The organism is Sphingomonas cremea, assembly GCF_021502585.1.
In the GTDB taxonomy this organism is placed as follows: Bacteria; Pseudomonadota; Alphaproteobacteria; order Sphingomonadales; family Sphingomonadaceae; genus Sphingomicrobium; species Sphingomicrobium cremea.
The window spans coordinates 477,938-498,148 of sequence record NZ_JAKFGM010000002.1; the positions used below are offsets into that span (position 1 = coordinate 477,938).

The window sequence follows — 20,211 nt, forward strand, 5'->3', positions numbered from 1 at the left end:
CTCTTAACTCCTTATTTGGCGCCATCTGCGCTCGCCATCCACGCTTTGCAAGACGGGCGGCCGACGGGTAGGGCGGGCTCATGGAGATTCCCGACGGGTGGACGATTAGCGTGGACGGCAAGGCGCTGGAAAAGAGCTTCCGGTTCGCCGATTTTTCCGAGGCGTTCGCCTTTCTCACCCGGGTAGCAATGCATGCGGAGAAGGTCGATCATCATCCGGAATTCACCAACGTCTGGAATCGCGTCGACTTCCACCTGACGACCCATGACACCGGCGGCATTACAGAACGAGACAAAAAACTGGCTGACGCTATCAACCGAATGTCCTGATGTCCGCGCCTTGCCCTCCGTTCGCCGCTGTTTTGGGTTCAGATTTGCCAGTCGGCGGCGAGCGGGTCGCCGCTATGGCTATTGTCGGCGTCAGCATCGGTGAGCCTAAGCTCCCATCGGGCGCCGTCCTCAAGGCTGACGGAATTGAGTACGTCGATGCTGCGGTCGCGGACCAGGACAAACAGCCGCCGGATGGCGCAAGTGGCTTCATCATGGCAGTCGCCGCAACGCTTGTAGAAATTGACGCTGGCACAAGGCACCAGCGCAATTGGCCCTTCAAGCCCGCGGATGACTTCACCGAACGAAATGCCTCTTGGATGACGGGTTAGTCGATAGCCGCCCTTGGGGCCACGCACGCTTTTGACGATGCCTAGTGCCTTTAGGTCCAGCATGATGAGCTCGAGAAACTTGCGAGGGATTTTCTGCGTCTCGGCTATCCGCGGCAGTTGGACCGCATCCCCGTGACCTTCTTCGATCAGGTAGAGAAGGGCGCGAAGCGCATATCGCGTCTTCTGGGTAAGCATGGGGTAATCTTGGTCGGTAGGGATGCGCGGCGCAAGCGCCCGCACTTAATATCCATCTTTCGTTCACACGACCGATGCGATAGGGTTCATGCGATGACCGCGCTTGCACCCTTCCGCCTTGCTTCGCCGACCCTCCGGTCGGGCGCGGTCTATTATTATCTCAGTGCGGTGGAGACCGGCTGAGGCAGCGCGCCCAGACCAACGAACCACCGCCCCGCCAAGCCTCGCTTCGGCGGGGTTTTTGTTGCCGTCACGAATAGGAGTTTACGATGTTCCAGCCCGATTTCGCCCAGACCGCCGACCGCTTGCCGGCAGCTTGGTGCGACTATCTCGTGTCACAGGACTGGACGCATTTCAGCGAGGAAGAACACCGCGTCTGGGACATGTTGTTCGCGCGGCAGGTTCCGTACCTGGGCACGCGTATCGTTACGCCGTTCCTCGACGGGATTGCCAAGCTAGGGCTCGACGAACCTGGAATTCCCGACCTCGAGCGCCTGAACCAGCGGTTGGAATCACTGTCCGGATGGCGCTGTGTTTCGGTCCCGGGGCTGGTTCCGGACCATGCATTCTTCGCAATGCTCGCCGAGCGTGCCTTCCCGATCGGCAATTTCATTCGATCGGCTGACAGCCTCGACTATCTGGAGGAGCCGGATTGCTTCCACGACATTTTCGGGCACGTACCGCTGCTGGCACATGAGCCGGTCGCTCGGTTGATGGAGGCCATAGGGCGTCTCGGAGTGCAGGCGATCGCGAATGGTCTCGGCGAGACGATCTCGCGCCTCTATTGGCATAGTGTCGAATTCGGGCTGGCGCGCGAGCGCGGCGAAGTGAAAATCCTCGGCGCCGGTCTCGCGTCGAGCTTTGGCGAGGCGCATTTTGCGATTGAAGCCGAGGTGCCGCGCCCCCGCTTCACGGTCCGCGATGCGGCAGCAACCGGTTATCGAAGTGACACCTTCCAGCCGCTCTATTTCGTATCGGATTCGCTGGATGCTGCAGCAGCCGAGCTGGAACGGCTCGATCTGGCCGGCCTGCGACGCCTCGCGGGGTGACGGGCCGGAATGTGGCGGCTATGGCGGCGCCGATGACCGACGCCCCCGTTGCCCGCGAGTATCGAACCGGCTCCGACCCGCGCACCTTGCGAGATGCGCTGGGCTGCTTCGCGACCGGGGTGACGGTGGTCACCTGTCTCGACAGTGAGGGGCACCCGGTCGGACTCACTGCCAACAGCTTTACGTCGCTCAGCCTCGATCCGCCGCTGTTGCTTGTCTGCGTGGCCAAGGCGGCTGCGAGTGCCGGACCGCTGAGTGAGGCCGAGCATTTCGCGGTCAACGTGCTCCAGACAGGCCAGCAGCCGGCGTCGATTACTTTTTCGACCCGGGTCGAAGATCGGTTCGGCTGCACGGCCTGGGCACTTGGCGAACATGGCGTTCCGGTATTGATGGATTCGCTGTCGGTGTTCGAATGTGCGCGCCGCGCGATTCACGAAGGCGGCGACCACTATATACTGGTCGGCGAAGTGAAGAAGGCGACGTTCGAATCCGGACTCGACCCGCTGCTCTATTTCCGCGGCCGCTATCGGCGGCTCCACTTCGATTAAGTTGTGCCGACCGGCCGCCTATTGTGCCTCGAAGCACGCGGAATGGCCCGCCTGAAACTTATCCACAGGTGCGTGACTCCGGCGTCAAATGGGCGCAGCGTCAATTGATGGCGGTCCGGGGGAAACATGATTCGCCTACGGGCGGAGCGGTGAAAAGGCGGCGGCAGAAGAGCGACGCACTGGAGACAGCGGCCGTCGCCAATATGCTGCCCAACCTCGGCGCATCCTTCGATTTCTCCCAGATACTGGCTGTCGCAGACGCGCTTCCGATCATGATCGGATTTGTCGACCGGACGGAACATTATCGATTCATCAATCGGGCGTTGGCCGATTGGTTCGAACGGCCTCGTCGCGAAATGCTCGGCCGGACCATGCGGGAAATGCTGGGTGATAAGACTTATGAGTCTCGTCGGCCCCTGATCGAAGCGGCGTTTGCCGGTGAGCGCCAATGGTTCGCAGCGGATTTCAATCATCCGACGCGCGGACTTCTGGCTGTTCAGGCCGATTATGTTCCTCAAACGAATGCCGACGGCGAAGTCATCGGGATGATCCTGCTGATTCAGGACATTACCGAGCAACGGATGGCGGAGCGGGCGCTCAAGGAAAGCGAAGCCCGTTTTCGGAGGATTGCCGACTCGGCGCCTGTGATGATGTGGGTCACCCGGCTCGATCGCACCCGCGATTTCGTCAATGACGTTTATGTCGAGTTCACCGGATTGTCGCGAGAGGAAGCACGGCTGCTCGATTGGCGCGAGCGGATCCATCCTTATGACCAGGAGCGGATTATTGCCGAAAGCGTCGCTGGAGAGGCGAGCCTCAAACGATTTACTCTGGAGGCGCGCTACCTTCGTCACGATGGTGAGTGGCGCTGGCTTCGGTCGGTATCCCAACCGCGGTTCGGCGCCGACGGCGCGCTGTCCGGTTTCATCGGCGCCGGCAGCGACGTTACGGAAGCGAAGGAAGCCGAACTCGAGCTGCAGCGGCAGGTAGCCGAGCGAACGGCCGAACTGAGCCACGCTCAAGACCAGCTTCGTCAAAGCCAGAAGATGGAGGCGCTCGGCCAGTTGACGGGCGGCATTGCACACGACTTCAACAATTTGCTGACGGTGGTGGTCGGTGGACTCGATTTGATCGCCAAGGAGGTCACCGACGAAAGACTGTTGCGTTACGCCAACAATGCGCTGGCCGCAGCCGAGCGCGGCGCTCGGCTAACCGGGCAGTTGCTGGCCTTCAGTCGGGTTCAGCGGCTTGAGGTAAAGCCCACTTATGTCGCGCCGCTGATCGAGGAAATGCGGCCGCTGCTTCGCAACGTTCTTGGGCCAGGAATCGAAAAGGAGTTTGATCTGGACCCGCGCCTGATGCCGGTCCTGGCCGACCCGACCCAGCTGGAGGTGGCGGTGCTCAACCTTGCCATAAACGCGCGCGATGCCATGCCCGAAGGCGGGACCCTGACCATCAGCAGTCAAAGACGGCGGATTGGCGATGACCCGGAACTGGAGCCCGGCACCTACATCGAGCTTTCGATTGCCGATACCGGGGCGGGCATGGCGCCCGAGGTATTGGCGAGGGCGTTTGAACCTTTCTTCACAACCAAGGAGGTCGGCAAGGGCACCGGCCTTGGCCTGTCGATGGTTTATGGCATGGCGCGTCAGTCAGGCGGGGGAGTCCGGATCGAAAGCGAGCCGGGAGTCGGGACTACGGTCCGGCTCTATTTCCGCCGCGCCGATCGCGACGGCGAGGTACCGGCTAGTGGCGGCAAGACTGGCCACGAGCTGAGGCGTAGCCGCGGAACTGCGACCGTGCTGGTGATCGATGACGACGATGACGTTCGGCAATTCATCGCCGCGAGCCTGGAGGAATATGGCCATGACGTGATCGAAGCCGCCGATGGGGTCGAAGGGATCGACCGTTTCGGCGCGTGTCAGCCTGACCTGGTGGTTATCGATTATGTCATGCCCGGCCTGTCGGGCGCGGAGGTTGCCGCCCACATTGTGGCTACGAAACCCGACCAGCCGATATTGTTCGTTTCGGGCTACAATGAAACCGACGCGATCCGGAAGGTCGCGCCCGATGCCAATATACTGGCGAAGCCGTTTCGCGCGGCGGTGCTTGAGGACGCGGTCCGTGCGGCCCTTGCGCGGACGACCGCCTAGGACCAATGCGAAGCAATGGCCCGCGAAGTCGAGCTAAAGCTGGAGATCGATCCGGCGCATGTCGGCAAGTTGAAATCGCATCCGCTGTTTCGCCGTAAACCTCACCGCGCTCAGCAGACTTCAGTCTATTTCGACACCCCTAAAGGCAAGCTTCGCAAAAGCGGATGGGTCCTACGGGTCCGCCATGAAGGCGATCGATGGATCCAAACCATCAAGCATTCCGGTGACAACGCGGGGCTGTTCGACCGCGGCGAATGGGAGGCGGACGTGACCGGTTCGCAACCAAATCTCGAGGCTATCGCCGGGACACCGTTAAACGCGCTGATCAAGGCGCGACAATTTCGCGATCTTGTGCCGTTAGTGCGAACCGAAGTCACTCGGTCCACGTGGATTGCAAGCGCCAACAGCGCGACAATCGAAATCACCTATGATGAGGGGTCGATCGAGGCCGGGGGCGCATCCGAGCCCATTCACGAGGTCGAACTTGAGCTCAAGGCGGGGCGGGCTCCCGTCCTGTTTTCGACCGCAAAGCGGATCAGCGCTAATATTCCCGTGAAACTGGGGGTACTCGCCAAGTCGGAGCGCGGGTTCGCCTTGGCCGAGGGACGGCAAGGGAAGCCGGTCAAGGCGACACACGTCGATCTCAATGAAAAGGCGACCGTCGCCGAAGGCTTTGCAGTGATCGTAACCGCCTGCCTGAAACATTTCCGGATCAATGAAGCACTGCTCATCAGTCATGGAGATTCGGAGGCACTTCACCAGCTGCGAGTTGCCGTCCGCCGAATCCGTTCCGCGCTGTGGCTGTTCAGGCCAGTGGTGAAGGATGATGAATTCATTAGGGCCAGCGACCGGTTACGGCGGTTTACTCGCGAGCTAGGCGCGGCGAGGAACATCGACGTGATACTGGCGACCATGCGGGAAGGCGATCCGGCGCGGGATCATCTCGAGCGTGATCGTCGCCTGCTTTATGCGCGAATCCTGAGAAAGCTCGATTCACGCGCCTTCCGCGCCTTCGTCCTGGACCTGCTTGCCTGGACGCATACCGGTGAGTGGCGGAATGGAAAGAAAGCGGGCAAGCGGCTCATCCCATTCGCCGTCAGGAGGCTCGATAAGCTTTGGGACAAGATTGACGAGCGCGGGGCCGATCTTTCGCGACTGACGGTTGGCGAGCGGCATCGGCTTCGCATCGACACCAAGAAGATTCGCTATGCGCTGCAGTTCCTGGAGGAACCGTTCCGGCGCGCAGGGCGCGCCCAGGAAGAATTTGCCGCTGCAGCCGAGGGCGTGCAGGATTCACTGGGCTGCCTCAACGATCTTGCCACGAGGCAAGCGCTGCTCGGTACTACACCGCAACCCTGGCTGATTGAGATGGATGCGACCCGCTACCTGCGCGCAGCCAAGGGCTACCTACGTAAGTTACGGAAAATTCGGCCTTATTGGCGAAAGGCCAGTCGTTAGCCGGCCATTCGCTTGGCGCCGAGGCCAAGCACCATCTGGTTCGCGCGCTCATAACTCAGCGGCCGGCCGAACAAATAGCCCTGGATTGTGTCGCAGCCGAGGTCGCGCATCCGCTCGAAATCCTCGGCCGTCTCCACGCCCTCGGCGGTGATCGACATGCGGAACGATTTGGCGAGTTGGACGATCGACTGAATGATCGCGACATTTTCAGGACGCGAACCGGCTTCGCGCACGAAGCTGCCATCGATCTTCAACTTGTGGAACACGGCCTTGTTCAAATAGCCGATAGAGGAATAGCCGGTGCCGAAGTCGTCGAGTGCGATGCCGACCCCGAGCGAGCGCAGTCGCTTCAATACGTCGAGCGTAAGGCCGTTGTCGCCGAGGAAGACGCCTTCGGTGACCTCCAGCTCCAGCCGGTTGGCGGGAACCCGGTGACGGCCGAGCGCCTGGCTTACGACATTGGGCAACGCGGGCAGAATGATCTGCTTGGGGCTGATATTCAGCGCAACGGTGATGGGCTCCGGCCAGGTCGCGGCGGCGCGGCAGGCCTCCTCGATGACCCATTCGCCGATCACCGGCATCAGGCCGCTCTCTTCGGCAACCGGGATAAAGACGTTGGGGGGCACGAAGCCGCGCTGCGGATGGTTCCAGCGGATTAGCGCCTCGAACCCGACCAGTTTCTGGGTCTTGGCGTTGACTAGCGGCTGGTAGACCAGATGGAACTGTTTGGCCGCGATCGCGCCGCGCAAGTCGGTTTCCAGGCGCACACGGTCGTCCTGCTCGGTCTGCAGTTCCGACGAAAAATATTTGGCGACGCCGCGACCGGCGCCCTTCGCCTCATAAAGGGCGAGATCGGCCTTGAGGATGAGGTCGTCCACGGTGGCCCCGTCGATTGGTCCGAAGGCGCAGCCGATCGACACGCCGATGCGGATCTCGGTCTGGTCGATCATATAGGGCTCGGCGATAGCCTTGATGATGCTGTCGGCAAGCTGCTCGACCTTATGCCGGGATTGGGCGTCGGTGATGACGATCGCGAATTCGTCGCCGCCCATGCGGCCGACACTGCCGTCGGAGCTAACCTGGTCGCACAGCCGCTTTGCAACGGCCTGGAGCACTGCATCCCCTTTGGGGTGGCCGAAGGTGTCGTTGACCGGTTTGAAGCCGTCGAGATCGAGAAACATGATCGCGCAGGGCACATTGCTGCTGGTCGCCTGGCGAAGTGCCTCGCCGAGAAGCTGCCGGACCCGACCGCGGTTGGGAAGGCCGGATAGCACGTCCATGTTCGCCAGGTGGGTCAGTCGTTCCTGCGTCTGGCGGATTTCGGTGATGTCGCTGCCGACGCCGCGAAAGCCTTCGAAGCGACCCGCCGTATCGACGATCGGGTCTCCTGCGATCGAGATCCATCGAGGGCCGCGCGCGGTCTTCAACTCCATCTCGAGCGAATTGAAGGGCTGTTTTTCGAACAGCATGCGGCCGAGCTCTGCATGGCCACCGAGCAGAGCGGGCATGGAATGGCCGAGCAACTGTGCGGCCGGCCGACCGAGCAGCGCGGTCATGCGGCTGGAAATATAGGTTACGCGATTTTCGGCATCGACTTGCCACAGCCAGCCAACGCCGCGCTGCTCATATTCCTGGAGAAGCAGGCTGGCACTTTCCGACTGCGAGCCGAAGTCGGCATTGGTTTTGAGCTGACCGAACGCCCAGCGCGCAACGGTAAGCACGCCGACAATCGCGACGCCAAGCGTGAACAGGATGGCAAGCATATTGTCGAACTGGACGGAACTGCGCCCGACGAGCAGCGCGTAGCTGAGCCCGGCGGTGAAGATCGCCATCCACGCCGTAACGCAAGCGGGCACAACTACCAGGCCGAGCGCAGCGATGCCGAGGCCCGCCAGAAGTGTCGCAGCGACCACCTGGCTTCCGGCACCGATCGAAGGAAATGAAAGGATCGGGAGAGACAGCCAGAGCAGAGCGCGAAATACCACATCGCCCAGCATCAGTATCTTCGGCACCTTGCGTCCGGATCGACCGACATGGGTCACGGCCTGCGTACGGGCCAGTTGCATGGCGCCGAGATTGGTGCCGACAACTGCCACGACCCAACCGCCCAGATAGGCGGCATCGACATGGCGGTAGAGAATCATCGCCATCAACAGCGCCGCGACACTGTTGGCGGCAGCGAAGAAAGGGGCGAACTGGCCGCGGGCGATCAACTGCGCGTCGCGCAGCGGACTGCTCCCTTCGTCCGTCTCGCGCGACGTCACGCCCAGCGATTCGCCGTCGGGCAGGCGCGCCGATATCATACGCTTGTAACGGTCTGGAGCCTCGTACATCCGGTCATCCGCTTGTCTGAATAGACAGCAGATAGGCCAAAGAGCGTTACTTCGCGGTTAAAGGTTTGGCGATTTCCCCTTTGGGAGGAGCCCCAATTTGTCGAGGTCGCGGGTCGTCACAGGGTGGTAGGACGAGCGGTTTTTGGCATAAATCCGCTCCGCAATTGGCCGCCCCCATGACGGATCTTTTGCCAACGCGGAAATCAACGGCCGTACAAATTTCCGCCGCCCCTGCATCGCCAGAAATTCCTCCAGCGCCGGCACTGCCGGGTCGAAGCGATTATTTACCGCCAGCATCAGGAAAGCGAACCGCAGCTCATTGTTGCCCGCGCGCGACAGGTTGAAGGCGGCATCGAGGGCCGCAAGCCGATCGGCAGGTTGCTTCGGATCGATCCGATTGAGGAATCGCAGTCGCTCGTCGGTCGTCCAGCCGCTCCAGGTAGCCGTATTGGGGAGTTTCCCGGTCTTGAAGGCCGACACGGCTGAATCGACTGCAGCAAATGCGTTGGGATCGGCCAAAGCGATATTGGTTGGGATTCCAGGTTCATAGACCCAACGATCCAGCTGCAACTTGTCCTCAAGCGACCGGTCGCCCTTCACCAGATGCTCGCGGATGTCAGCCAGGAAGATGCTGGTCGTCACCGGCTGGAACATGTGCCTGCTGAACCAGCCCTTGAGCCACTCATCGAACCGTTCCCGGCCTACGGTCTTCTCAATCGTGCGAAGGAATGCCGCGCCCTTTTCATAGGCGATGTCGGTCAAGCCGGCGTCGGGATGACGGCCTTTGAGGTCGATATGAAGGCGCGTGTCAGGGTTGGTCGGTCCCCCATTGTCGGCGATCGCCTTGTTCATTGCGTCCAGGCCCAGCGCGACCTGTTGCTCGGCCACCTTCGGTCCATAAACCTGTTCGATGATCCTGCGCTCGGCATAGGTCGTCATGCCTTCGTTGAGCCAGAAATCGGCCCAAGTGGCATTGGTCGCGAGATTGCCCGACCAGCTATGGGCCAATTCATGGGCGATCAGGCTGACCAGGCTCTTATCCCCGGCGATAAATGTGGGGGTTAGGAAAGTCATGGTCGGATTTTCCATCCCGCCCATGGGGAACGATGGCGGCAGGACGAGCATGTCGTAGCGACCCCATTTATAGGGGCCGAACAAAGCTTCCGCGGCCGCGACCATTTTCTCCGTGTCGGCGAGCTCCGTCGCCGCCTTGTCGAGCATGACCGGCTCAGCCCAGACACCGGTGCGCGGGCCAAGCTGCCTGAACGAAAGATCGCCGACCGCGATCGCGATCAGGTAGGGCGCGACGGGCTTGTCCATGCTGAAATAGAAGCTCGACCGGTTCGGCGGTGGCGGGGTTGGGTCCGCCTTGTCGCCCTTCTGGGCACTCATCACCGCAGTCAGCCCGCTCGGAACCGAGATCCACGCCTCCCAGCTTTGCCGGATTCCAGGCGAATCCTGGGTCGGGATCCATGTACGGTTTTCGATCGACTCGCCCTGGCTCAACAGGAACGGGTGGTTCTTGCCAGCGGTCTGCTCAGGCGTCAGCCACTGCAGCGCGCCGGAATCGGGCGCCGATTTGTAGGTAATGACGATCTTGCGCTTGTCCCCGATCTGGATGGCAAGCGGTGCGCCCAGATCCTCGTCAATCGCGCCAATTTTATAGGGCAGCGGCTTGCCGGCCTCGTCGGTGACCGCTTCGATTTCCAGCCCCTTGTCGTCGAGGATGACCTCTTTGGCGCCTGGCTTGGCCTGAATGTCCAGGGTCGCCGTTCCGCCGATTCGCTTGGCATCGAAGTCGACATCGAGGTCCAGCGCGACATGGGTGACCCGCGCTTCCAGGGGCTTGGCGTAGCTGTGGATGTCGACTGCGTCAGGCGCATCGAGAATAGGGGCGACAACCCCCAGGTCGGCTTTCGGTGGTAATGTGTCCTTGGCTTGGCATGACATCAGGAACAGGGCCGCGGCGGCGGCCGTCAGGATTCGGTTGGACAAGAAGAAACTCCGAAAAGATAGCTCAAGCGGCTTCGCCGACGGCCTTGTAAATACTGTTGATCGGCCTTTCCATGACGCGCCGGACCATCGGCTCGAAAAATTCGAGCGGGGCACTATCATAGGAAGGGTCGAAGGCGGCCTGGTCGTAAAGCTCGCAGAAGCGCGCCGTATCTTCGAAATACTCATGCCCTCGAAACGCTTCCCGCATGTCGCGGTTCATCCCGAGGTAGTGAAAGAAGTAATAGCCCTGAAAGACGCCGTGATGCTGCGTGACCCAGTGCAGCTTTTCATCGACAAAGGGCTTTAGGATCGCGGCGGCGATATCGGGATGATTGTAACTGCCCAGCGTGTCGCCAATGTCATGGAGCAGGGCCATGACCACATAGGGCTCGCTCTCTCCGGCCCGATGCGCTCGCGTCGCGGTCTGCAGGCTATGTTGCAGCCGGTCGATGGGAAAACCGCCATAATCGCCGTCAAGCAGCTTCAAATGGGTCAGCACGCGATCCGGCAAAGCATGGGCAAAGGGCATGAAGTGCCGGCCGATTATCTCCCAGTCCTCCTGAGTGCCCTCATCCATCGATCGGAACTTGGCGTGCTGCTCGTTCATCCAGACTCTCCCTGGGGGCAACTCTAATCCCGGGATGCGGAGACGCCAAGGGTAGGCGGTTACGCGCTTGCCGCCTATATCTGTCCCATGGACCGTATCTCGGCGACCCAGGCGGAAATGGCCAGCGATAGCGTTCGCGCACTGGCCGAGGCCGCGGCACAGGACCATGCCATGCGGCCACGTGGAAAGGGACCGGCTCGGCCGATCCTGGCGGGCGTCGGGCTCGATCGGCCATTCTTCGACGACAAGAATCGCGCCTTCTGGGTGCTGCAATCGATCGGCTGGAGCGGCTATTTCATCCTGCGCTCGCTGTCAGGCCTAGCCAATTCGATGGGCGCGATGTTTGTCGTCCACGCGCTGCTTCTGACGGCGACGGGCTATTCCCTCACCCTGCTGATGGCTTCGCTCTACCGGCGGTTGATCACCATGCGGGCGATTTGGACGGTGATCATCAGTCTTGGCACGGTGGCGCTTGCGGCCGCGGCCTTTTCGTTCATCGAGACGTGGAGCTACTCCACCTTCCTGAGGCCCGACGCCAAGCCGGCCGGCGTCGAATATCTGGGCGCGATCATCCTCGATTTCTCGATCCTCGCGGCCTGGTCGGCGCTTTATTACGGGATCAACTATTACCTGCTGCTGGAAGAGGAAATCGACCAGCGTGCCCAGCTCGAGAGCCAGGCGTCGACAGCCCAACTGGCGATGCTACGCTATCAGCTGAACCCGCATTTCCTGTTCAATACGCTGAACAGCATCTCGACTCTGGTTCTATTGAAGCAGACGGAACGCGCCAATGCGATGCTGTCCCGGCTATCGTCGTTCCTACGCTATACGCTGGTCAACGAACCGACTGCCAAGGTGACGTTGGTCCAGGAAGTCGAGACTTTGAAGCTGTATCTCGAGATTGAAAAGATGCGGTTCGAGGATCGGTTAAGGCCGCATTTCAAGATCGACGCCGACACGATCGGCGCACGGCTTCCGTCCCTGCTGCTCCAGCCCCTGATCGAAAATGCCATCAAATACGCCGTCACCTCATCGGAACAAGGTGCCGATATCTGGATTAATGCGCGGCGGGAGGGACGCGCAGTGCGGATCGAAGTGGCTGACAGCGGTCCAGGCCCGGGCGGTGCGCCAGTCGACGCGCAGTCGACCGGGGTCGGTCTGGCGAACATCCAGGACCGCCTGACGCAGGCTTATGGTCCGGCGCATGGCTTTGCCACGCGAACGAACGAACATGGGGGTTTTAGCGTTATCATCGAAATTCCGCTCGATACCGATCAAAAGGATCATTCATGACCATTCGCACAATCCTCGTCGACGATGAGCCCCTGGCAACGCAGGGCCTCCGCCTGCGTCTGGAGGCGCACGAAGATGTGGAGGTAATCGCCACAGCGGCCAATGGTCGCGAGGCGATCCGCGCGATCAAGACGCACAAGCCGGACCTTGTCTTCCTAGACATTCAAATGCCGGGCTTCGATGGATTTTCGGTCATTTCCGGAATGATGGAAGTTGAGCCGCCGCTGTTCGTTTTCGTTACGGCCTATAACGAGCACGCGTTGCGCGCCTTCGAGGCGCAGGCGGTCGATTATCTGATGAAGCCGGTCGAGGAAGATCGGCTTGCAGCTACCCTCGATCGGGTTCGCCAACGGCTTGCCGAAAAGCGCGGGGCCGAAGAGGCCAAGCAGCTCAAGGAGGCGCTGGCCGAGCATGCGCCGGAAGCCGCCGAGGAGCTTGCCGACACAATGCCCGACGCACCATCTTCGTCGCGGTTCGAAAAGATGATCAACATTCGTGACCAGGGCCAGATTTTCAGGGTCGATGTCGACACGATCGAGCGGATTGACGCCGCAGGCGACTATATGTGCATCCAGACGGGCGAGAATACGCTGATCCTCCGTGAGACGATGAAGGACCTGGAAAAACGCCTCGACCCGCGCCGTTTCCAGCGGGTGCACCGCTCAACAATCGTCAATCTTGATTTGGTGCGGCAGGTGAAGCCACACACTAACGGCGAATGCTTCCTGGTGCTGGACAGCGGCGCACAAGTGAAGGTGAGCCGCAGCTATCGCGACGTGGTAGCCCGTTTCGTTCACTAGAAGGGGGCAGCTATGGCCAGGATCACCGGCCTGGGCGGCGTTTTCTACAAAGTCGCTGACCCATCCTCGACGCGTGCCTGGTACCAGGAGATTCTGGGAATTGGCGGTGCGTGGGGTGCGATGTTCCCGTTCAATTAGGATGCCCCCGAAGGATTCACCCTGCTTTCGCCGTTCAAGGCGGATAGCGACTATTTCGGGCCCAGCGACAAGCCGTTCATGATCAATCTCCGCGCCGACGACATCGACGGCGTGGTTGCGGACCTTGAGGGCAAAGGCATCGAGATACTCGGCCGTCAGGACGAAGATTATGGCCGCTTCGCCTGGATCCTTGATCCCGACGGAGTGAAGGTGGAATTGTGGCAGCAACTTGGGCCCGCACCGGAGTAACTGAAACATGTCCGATCAAAGCAAATTCGAAACATTCGCCGCGCTCCACGTGCCGGGCGACCCGGTGGTCCTTTACAATATCTGGGATGTGGGCAGCGCCCATGCGGTGGTGAAGGCCGGTGCCAAAGCGCTCGCTACCGGCAGCCATCCGGTCGCGGATGCCAATGGCTGGCCGGACGGTCAGCAGGTACCGATCGACTTCGCGCTGGCCAATGCCCGGCGGATCGTAGAGGCGGTCGAACTGCCGCTGACGGTCGATTTCGAAGGCGCCTATTCGACCGACCCTGAATTTGGCGGTCGCAATGTCGCTCTGCTGGCCGACACCGGCGCGATCGGCTGCAACTTCGAGGACCAGGTGATCGGCGGCGAAGGAGTGCATCCGCTCGACTTGCAGGTGCGACGCATCGAGGCGATCCGCCGTGCCGTAGGAGACGCCTTTTTTATCAATGCCCGTACCGACCTATTCTTGAAGGCGGAGAGCCATGACGACGCGCTGGTCGGCCAGGTGATCGAGCGCGGCAAGGCATTCGCCGATGCGGGCGCTAGCGGCTTTTTCGTTCCCCGCCTGGCTGACCCCGTGCAGATTGAGCGGGTCGTGCGAGAAGTTCCGTTGCCGCTGAACGTCATCGCCTTTCCCGGGGCGCCGCCCAAGTCGACATGGGCAGCCGCGGGGGTGGCGCGGATCAGCCACGGCCCATTCCCGCACCGCGCCTTGATGGCGCAGCTGGAGGAAATGGCGCGGGCAGCCATCGCCTGATTTGTTGACCGCAAGATTCGGGAAGTTCGGTATCGCCACCTGCCTCAAGGTAGGCTGCGAGGAGTAATTCATGACAACCAGTCTTTTCGAGCGCTTCGCAGCGCTGCACGTTTCCGGCGACCCTCTCGTCCTCTTCAACGTCTGGGACGTCGGAAGTGCTGGCGCCGTGGCCAAGTCGGGGGCACGAGCCATTGCCACCGGCAGTGCGTCAGTCGCCATGGCGAACGGCTTTGGCGATGGCGAGCAGGTCCCGATCGATTTCGCGCTGGCCAATGCCAAGCGGATCGTCGATGCCGTCGAGCTTCCCGTCACGGTCGATTTCGAAGGCGCTTATTCGAACGACCCGGATGAGGGCGCGCGCAATATCGCCCAGCTGGCAGGGATTGGGGCAGTTGGCTGCAACTTCGAGGACCAGATCGTAGGCGGCGAGGGCCTGCATCCAATCCGCAACCAAGCCGCGCGGATCGCGGCGGCACGACAGGCGGTCGGACCCCATTTCTTCATAAATTGCCGAACCGACCTGTTCCTTAAAGCTCCGCAGGAGACACATGACGGGGCGATGCTCGATGAGGCGATCACCCGGGTCCAAGCCTATGCTGATGCGGGCGCAAGCGGTTTCTTCGTGCCGATGCTGGGCAATCTCGATCTGCTTGGTCGGCTGTGCGCCCAGTCACCGATCCCGGTGAACTTCATGACTTATCCCGGATGTCCGTCCAACGCCGAGGTCGCATCGACTGGCGTGGCCCGGATCAGCCACGGTCCCTTCCCCTATCTGGCGTTGATGGGCCAGCTGGAGGAAGCGGCGCGGGCTGCGATCGGCTAAGCTGGCCGCCGCTTCCGTCGCTGCCACGGCCAGCGGCGCGACGGCCCCGACTTCAATACGCTGCGGCGGAAGACTGCTGCAGCGAATTTGAGGATCAGCGCAACCCATAGCCCTTGCCAGACCAAGGCAAGCAGATGCGGCCAGATCATGGGTTGCTCCGCCGCCCTGGCGATCATTGCAAAGGGCGAGGACAGGGGAAAGACAGCGGCGGCGATTGCTTGGCCGCTCATCGGCTGGCCCACGCCGAGCGAGGCGAAGCCAAACAGCACCAATTGCCCCATCGTCACCGGCATGGACAATATCTGCACCTCGCGCGCCGTCGATGCCTGGGCCCCGATGCCGAGAAAGGTCGCCCCAATCAGCAGGTAGCTCATCGAGAAATAGATGAGCAGAAGGGCGAGAAAGACCGGCCAGCCGACAGCGGGCGCCGGCAATGCACCGGGGCCGCCACCGGTCCAGATGGCAACCGCTCCCGCCCCGACCGCTGCCCAAAGGGCGATGCCGGTCAGCGACGTGGCGAGCATGGCGAACAGCTTGCCAAGGAAGATCGCATCAACCGGAGCCGCGGCGGCAAGCACCTCGATCACCTTGCTCGATTTCTCCTCGATCAACTGGCTGAGCAGCATGCCCGCAAGCAAAATGGTCAGCACGAACAACAGGGTCTGGGCGACCCGACCGGTCATGCTGCGCGTGAAGGCCTTCAGTCCGGCCGTTCCCGTCGTTGGGAAGACTTGAAGCGCAACCCCTTGGACAGGCTGCTGGACACTCATTCGCCGGGCCTCGTCGACGAACAATCCGACTTGCCGCGCCGTACGGCTTCTCATTGTAACTGCGCCGGAAAGACGGGGGGCGGTCAGGCCTCCCTCCAATACCCCAATTACGGGATTCGCTTCGGCCGACAGCAATTGCGAACTCTGTAGAGAGACATCGGCGGCGGGCGTAATATGGCGGAGCTCAACGAGCGGTTCCGCATCGGCCAGCGGTGAAAGCTGTTGCCGTGCCGCCTCGAGCAAATCGAAGTCATGTTGCGAGGCGATCACTGCAACCGGCGGCGTCTTTGCATTGCGGTCCACCTGGGCCCCAATTCCCACCATGCCCATGCCAAGTGCGATGGGAAACAAGGGGCCAAGCAGAAAGAGCAGGAAGGTCTTGCTCAATACCGTAGCGGTAAAATCACGGCGCGCGATTACGAACGCTGCGCGGATGGTCTCTGGCAATTTCATGCGGCTTCCTCAGCGCTCGGCACATGACCCATTTCGCGCGCTGCCGCCTCTCCAGCGATGGCAATAAATGCGTCGTGCAGTCCGGGCCGCTCGATGCTCAACGTTTCGATCCCGGCATCGCCGTCGATCAGCGCCCTGAGCAAGGGTTCAGGACCGCTCGCGGGCAGTTCGAAACGCCATTCGCCGCCGAGCTTCTTGGCTGATGCAGGTAGGGCGGCGCGCCACGGCCCATCGTCGGCGCGTGTGCGGAGGTGGACTATGGGCCTCAAGCGCCCGCGCGCCTCGTCGACCGCGCCTTCGAACACCGCTTTGCCTTCGGCGATGATGGCAACCCTTTCGCAGAGCCGCTCGGCATGGGCGATGACATGGGTTGAGAAAATCACTGTAACCCCCGCGGCCGCCTGATCGCGAATCAGTTGTTCCAATTTTTCCTGGTTGATCGCGTCGAGTCCGGCGAATGGCTCATCGAGGACGATCAAGCGTGGCTCGTGAATAATCGTCCCGAGCAGCTGGACAGTCTGCGCCATGCCCTTGGACAAGGTGCGGATCGGTTGCTTCGCCCAATCCTCATGGCCACGCGACTTAAGCAGTTCGAGCGCCCGGCGGCGGCCCTCCTTGAGCGGGAGGCCGCGCAAGGCACCCATGAACGCGATCGCCTCGGCCACGGGCATCGCCGGGTAGAGCCCGCGCTCCTCGGGCAGATAGCCGACCTCCCGCGCTACCTCGAGCGGGCGATCATGACCCAGCAGCGACCGGCTACCCGAACTGGGTTCGATTATTCCCAACATCATTCGGATCGTGGTCGTCTTGCCGGCGCCGTTGGGGCCGAGAATGCCGGTGATGCTGCCTTCGGGTACGGTCAGACTGACCCCGTCCACGGCCCGTTTGCCGTCGAAGTCCTTGACGAGGTCGCGGGCCTCGGCGGCGATTGCTCTTTCCCCCATGGCGCGAAAGGGTAAATGGTCGCCGCGTCATGGCAAGCCTCAAGGCACGGATTTTCGATAAAGCGAAGGAACTGGGCTTTTGCGCCTGGGGAATTGCCCGCGCCGATGCTGCTCCGGAGGCGGGCGACCGCCTGCGCGAATGGCTGGCAGAGGGCAATCACGGCGAAATGGGCTGGATGGAGGACCGCGCCGAGCAGCGCGCCAGCCCGAACGGCTTATGGTCGGAAGCGAAATCAGTGATCGCGCTGGCGATGAGCTATGCGCCGGCGAACGATCCATTGGCTCTGGCCGAGGCCCGGGAGCGTGGGCGTATATCGGTCTATGCTCAAGGCGCCGACTATCACAAGGTGGTCAAGAAAGCGCTGAAAGCGATAGGGCGCTGGTTGGCCGACGAGGCGGGTTGCCAGCTCAAGGTGTTCGTTGACACCGCCCCGGTGATGGAAAAACCCTTGTCCGCGGCGGCCGGCATTGGCTGGCAGGGCAAGCATACCAACCTTCTGAACCGCGAGCATGGCAGCTGGCTCTTCCTCGGCGTCATCTACACGACGCTGGAGTTGGAACCCGACGAACCCGCCGAGCCGCACTGCGGAAGCTGCATCCGTTGCATCGAAGCCTGCCCGACGGGAGCGATCACCGGACCAAACCGGATTGATGCCCGGCGCTGCATTTCTTATCTCACCATCGAACATTCCGGACCGATTCCCCATGAATTTCGGGAAGCGATGGGCAATCGCATCTATGGCTGTGACGACTGCCTGGCGGTGTGCCCGTGGAACCGCTTCGCCTCGGCAGCGCAGGCCAATATGGCCTTTTCTCCCCGGGCCGAGTTATTCGCGCCAGCGCTGTCAGACCTGCTGGCGCTCGACGATGCATCGTTCCGCGAACTCTTTTCCGGATCCCCGATCAAGCGGATCGGGGTGGCGCGAATGACCCGCAACTGCCTGATCGCCGCTGGAAATAGTGGCGACCCAATGCTGCAATCGTCGGTGGAGCGGCATTTGCAGAGTGACGACCCGGTGGTCGCCGACGCCGCGAACTGGGCTATGATTGCCCTAATGCGCCTCGATCGCGGAGGCGCAGCTTTGGGCACTGACGTCGCTGCCCTGTAAATTGCGCGCCTCGATGTGGGTGGCACGCGGTGCACCAGAACCGCCGGGCGGCGGGTAGAGATAGACGTCCAGGAAGCAATTAGGCCCTTTGAACTGCAACTTTGTTCCATCGCCCTCGACGATCTGAAGTCGTGGCTTACCGAAATGCTGGATCAGCTCGTTGGTGGTCATGTCGTTGATGGTCCGGTGGTCATGGGGACCGGAGGATGCCGGTGCGGTGGCGACCGGCTTTGGCGTGGGGGCAGGTCTTGGGGCGCACGCGGCCACGAACAAGACGACAAGTAAGACGATGCGACGCATTTGCCGCTTGTGGCGGCGCTGAGTCAGGCTTGCAAGCTTGCCCCAATCGGCAGGCGCCGCTAGGCGCCCCGCAGCTTTCTTTCCCCGCAGGACCTCACAAGAGATGACCAAGCCCCGTTTCGACGTTCTCTGCATCGGCAATGCGATCGTCGACGTGATTGCCGATACCAACGACGCCTTCCTGTCCAACCAGGGGCTTCACAAGGGGTCGATGCGGCTGATCGATGAGGACGAAGCGGTACGACTTTACGAGGCAATGGGGCCGGGCCGGGAGATCAGCGGGGGTTCTGCCGGCAACACCGCGGCAGGCCTTGCCGCCTTTGGACTGAAGGCGGCCTTCATCGGCCAGGTGGCCGACGACCAGTTGGGCAAAATCTATCAGCATGACATTGAAGCACAGGGCATCGACTTCCTCGTTCCGGCACGAAATGACGTCGGGGCAACCGCCCGGTCGCTGATCCTTGTGACGCCCGACGCGCAGCGGACGATGAATACCTTCCTCGGCGCAGCGCAGCAGTTGGAGGCGACCGCTGTCGATCCGGGGGCAGTTGCCGATTCAGCGATTATCTATCTTGAGGGCTATCTGTGGGATCCGGCGGAGCCTCGTGCTGCCATGGAGGCGGCAATCGAGGCCGCCCATTCCGCCGGCCGCAAGGTCGCCTTTACCCTGTCCGACACCTTCTGCGTCGACCGCCATCGCGATGGCTTTTGGCAGCTTCTTCGCGATGGAAAGATCGACATTTTGTTTGCCAACGAAGCAGAAGCGGCCTCGATGGCGATGGTCAACGATGTCGAAGAGGCGATCGCCTGTCTGGCCAAGTTGGCGCCCACCTTGGTGGTCACCCGAAGCGAAGCTGGCGCAACGGCGATTTCGGGAGGCGAGCGAGCCGACGTACCGGCCGAGCCGATCGAGCGGCTGGTCGACACCACCGGCGCTGGAGACCTGTTCGCAGCCGGATTTCTTGCGGGCCAGGCTCGTGGATTGAGCCTCGCGAATTCCCTGAAACTCGGCGCAATCGCCGCCGCCGAGGTGATACAGCATTATGGCGCCAGGCCGGAGAAGGATCTGACCTCGCTGGCCGAGGGCATTTTCGCCTAATCGACCAGGGGGCCCTTCAGCTCGATCTGGTTGCCCGACGGATCGCAGATGTAGAAAGACATGCCGTCGCCTTTTGTACCGTAGCGTATGCCTTCCTCCACGATGGCGACGCCATGACGGGACAAATGGGCGCGCATCGCCTGCTCTTCGCACGGGCCAGTAGCTATGCAGACATGGTCCATATTGCGACCGCCCTCGATTTCGGGCCGCCCCCAGGCACCTTCCTCCGAGCCGATGTCGACCAAATCGATCAACGACGCGCCGGCGCGCAGCTGAAGCATTCCATATTTGGGCAGCGCGCGGTCAACAGAACATCCCAACACCTGCTCGTAGAAATGCTGTGCCTTGGCCATGTCGCGAACCAGCAATACGACATGATCGATTCCTTCGAGCGTGAACGGGCGGCGGGTCATGGGCGCATGATAAGACTTCATCGCCGAATGAAAAAGGGCGGGCCCGTTTCCGGACCCGCCCCATCAA

Annotated in this window: 21 protein-coding genes; 13 read left to right on the forward strand and 8 right to left on the reverse strand. The window is 61.6% G+C overall.

The window, feature by feature from the left end:
* The first annotated feature begins 80 nt into the window (after positions 1-80).
* The gene (locus LVY65_RS08835; protein ID WP_235067681.1) at positions 81-329 is read left to right on the forward strand and encodes a 4a-hydroxytetrahydrobiopterin dehydratase; all 249 of its coding nucleotides are present in this window, start codon (positions 81-83) and stop codon (positions 327-329) included.
* Between the two features lie 38 nt (positions 330-367).
* Here the strand turns inward: LVY65_RS08835 and LVY65_RS08840 are convergent, their stop codons facing one another.
* A complete protein-coding gene (locus LVY65_RS08840; protein ID WP_235067682.1) occupies positions 368-853 on the reverse strand; it encodes an RrF2 family transcriptional regulator in 486 nt (161 codons plus the stop codon).
* 269 nt (positions 854-1,122) lie between these two features.
* Here LVY65_RS08840 and LVY65_RS08845 point away from each other — a divergent pair, with 269 nt between their 5' ends.
* From LVY65_RS08845 to LVY65_RS08860, 4 genes are all read left to right on the forward strand, one after another.
* Positions 1,123-1,902, forward strand: coding sequence for a phenylalanine 4-monooxygenase (locus LVY65_RS08845; RefSeq protein ID WP_235067683.1), 780 nt, complete (start codon positions 1,123-1,125; stop codon positions 1,900-1,902).
* A gap of 32 nt (positions 1,903-1,934) precedes the next feature.
* On the forward strand, positions 1,935-2,450 hold the full coding sequence (locus LVY65_RS08850; protein WP_235067684.1) for a flavin reductase family protein: 516 nt from the start codon (positions 1,935-1,937) through the stop codon (positions 2,448-2,450).
* A 149-nt stretch (positions 2,451-2,599) separates the two neighbouring features.
* On the forward strand, positions 2,600-4,603 hold the full coding sequence (locus tag LVY65_RS08855) for a hybrid sensor histidine kinase/response regulator (protein ID WP_235067686.1): 2,004 nt from the start codon (positions 2,600-2,602) through the stop codon (positions 4,601-4,603).
* Between the two features lie 15 nt (positions 4,604-4,618).
* Positions 4,619-6,061 carry a CYTH and CHAD domain-containing protein gene (locus LVY65_RS08860; RefSeq protein ID WP_235067687.1) on the forward strand — a complete coding sequence of 481 codons (1,443 nt, stop codon included), beginning with the start codon at positions 4,619-4,621 and terminating at the stop codon, positions 6,059-6,061.
* On the opposite strand, the gene LVY65_RS08865 is transcribed toward LVY65_RS08860, so the two are convergent.
* The 3 genes from LVY65_RS08865 to LVY65_RS08875 are packed head-to-tail and all read right to left on the reverse strand — an operon-like array spanning position 6,058 to position 10,996.
* Positions 6,058-8,394 (reverse strand): putative bifunctional diguanylate cyclase/phosphodiesterase, encoded by a 2,337-nt coding sequence (locus LVY65_RS08865; protein WP_235067688.1) that lies wholly within the window; start codon positions 8,392-8,394, stop codon positions 6,058-6,060. The genes LVY65_RS08860 and LVY65_RS08865 overlap by 4 nt on opposite strands.
* A 57-nt stretch (positions 8,395-8,451) precedes the next feature.
* Positions 8,452-10,389, reverse strand: a complete 1,938-nt coding sequence (locus LVY65_RS08870) for a M1 family metallopeptidase (RefSeq protein WP_235067689.1) — start codon at positions 10,387-10,389, stop codon at positions 8,452-8,454.
* Between the two features lie 22 nt (positions 10,390-10,411).
* Positions 10,412-10,996, reverse strand: a complete 585-nt coding sequence (locus LVY65_RS08875; RefSeq protein ID WP_235067690.1) for an HD domain-containing protein — start codon at positions 10,994-10,996, stop codon at positions 10,412-10,414.
* Between the two features lie 171 nt (positions 10,997-11,167).
* Here LVY65_RS08875 and LVY65_RS08880 point away from each other — a divergent pair, with 171 nt between their 5' ends.
* From LVY65_RS08880 to LVY65_RS08900, 6 genes are all read left to right on the forward strand, one after another.
* Positions 11,168-12,289, forward strand: a complete 1,122-nt coding sequence (locus LVY65_RS08880; protein WP_235067977.1) for a sensor histidine kinase — start codon at positions 11,168-11,170, stop codon at positions 12,287-12,289.
* Complete coding sequence (locus LVY65_RS08885) at positions 12,286-13,089, forward strand: LytR/AlgR family response regulator transcription factor (RefSeq protein ID WP_235067691.1); 804 nt, start codon at positions 12,286-12,288, stop codon at positions 13,087-13,089. The genes LVY65_RS08880 and LVY65_RS08885 overlap by 4 nt, the downstream gene beginning before the upstream one ends.
* A gap of 12 nt (positions 13,090-13,101) precedes the next feature.
* Positions 13,102-13,227, forward strand: a complete 126-nt coding sequence (locus LVY65_RS13340; protein WP_328282505.1) for a hypothetical protein — start codon at positions 13,102-13,104, stop codon at positions 13,225-13,227.
* Between the two features lie 78 nt (positions 13,228-13,305).
* Complete coding sequence (locus LVY65_RS13345) at positions 13,306-13,476, forward strand: VOC family protein (RefSeq protein WP_328282506.1); 171 nt, start codon at positions 13,306-13,308, stop codon at positions 13,474-13,476.
* 7 nt (positions 13,477-13,483) lie between these two features.
* On the forward strand, positions 13,484-14,233 hold the full coding sequence (locus LVY65_RS08895; protein WP_235067692.1) for an isocitrate lyase/PEP mutase family protein: 750 nt from the start codon (positions 13,484-13,486) through the stop codon (positions 14,231-14,233).
* Positions 14,234-14,303: 70 nt separating this feature from the next.
* On the forward strand, positions 14,304-15,056 hold the full coding sequence (locus LVY65_RS08900) for an isocitrate lyase/PEP mutase family protein (RefSeq protein ID WP_235067693.1): 753 nt from the start codon (positions 14,304-14,306) through the stop codon (positions 15,054-15,056).
* Here the strand turns inward: LVY65_RS08900 and LVY65_RS08905 are convergent.
* Together LVY65_RS08905 and LVY65_RS08910 are read right to left on the reverse strand one after the other, a co-directional pair.
* Positions 15,053-16,279, reverse strand: coding sequence for an ABC transporter permease (locus LVY65_RS08905; protein ID WP_235067694.1), 1,227 nt, complete (start codon positions 16,277-16,279; stop codon positions 15,053-15,055). The genes LVY65_RS08900 and LVY65_RS08905 overlap by 4 nt on opposite strands.
* The gene (locus tag LVY65_RS08910; protein ID WP_235067695.1) at positions 16,276-17,223 is read right to left on the reverse strand and encodes an ABC transporter ATP-binding protein; all 948 of its coding nucleotides are present in this window, start codon (positions 17,221-17,223) and stop codon (positions 16,276-16,278) included. The genes LVY65_RS08905 and LVY65_RS08910 overlap by 4 nt, the downstream gene beginning before the upstream one ends.
* Before the next feature lie 29 nt (positions 17,224-17,252).
* On the opposite strand from LVY65_RS08910, the gene queG reads away from it, so the two are divergent.
* The gene (queG, locus tag LVY65_RS08915) at positions 17,253-18,332 is read left to right on the forward strand and encodes a tRNA epoxyqueuosine(34) reductase QueG (protein WP_235067696.1); all 1,080 of its coding nucleotides are present in this window, start codon (positions 17,253-17,255) and stop codon (positions 18,330-18,332) included.
* Here the strand turns inward: queG and LVY65_RS08920 are convergent.
* Positions 18,276-18,632 (reverse strand): hypothetical protein, encoded by a 357-nt coding sequence (locus LVY65_RS08920; protein ID WP_235067697.1) that lies wholly within the window; start codon positions 18,630-18,632, stop codon positions 18,276-18,278. The genes queG and LVY65_RS08920 overlap by 57 nt on opposite strands.
* Before the next feature lie 103 nt (positions 18,633-18,735).
* Between LVY65_RS08920 and LVY65_RS08925 the strand changes: the two genes are divergently transcribed.
* Positions 18,736-19,731, forward strand: coding sequence for an adenosine kinase (locus LVY65_RS08925; protein WP_235067698.1), 996 nt, complete (start codon positions 18,736-18,738; stop codon positions 19,729-19,731).
* Here the strand turns inward: LVY65_RS08925 and LVY65_RS08930 are convergent.
* A complete protein-coding gene (locus LVY65_RS08930; protein WP_235067699.1) occupies positions 19,728-20,144 on the reverse strand; it encodes a VOC family protein in 417 nt (138 codons plus the stop codon). The two genes, LVY65_RS08925 and LVY65_RS08930, sit on opposite strands and share 4 nt — an antisense overlap.
* Positions 20,145-20,211: the final 67 nt, after the last annotated feature.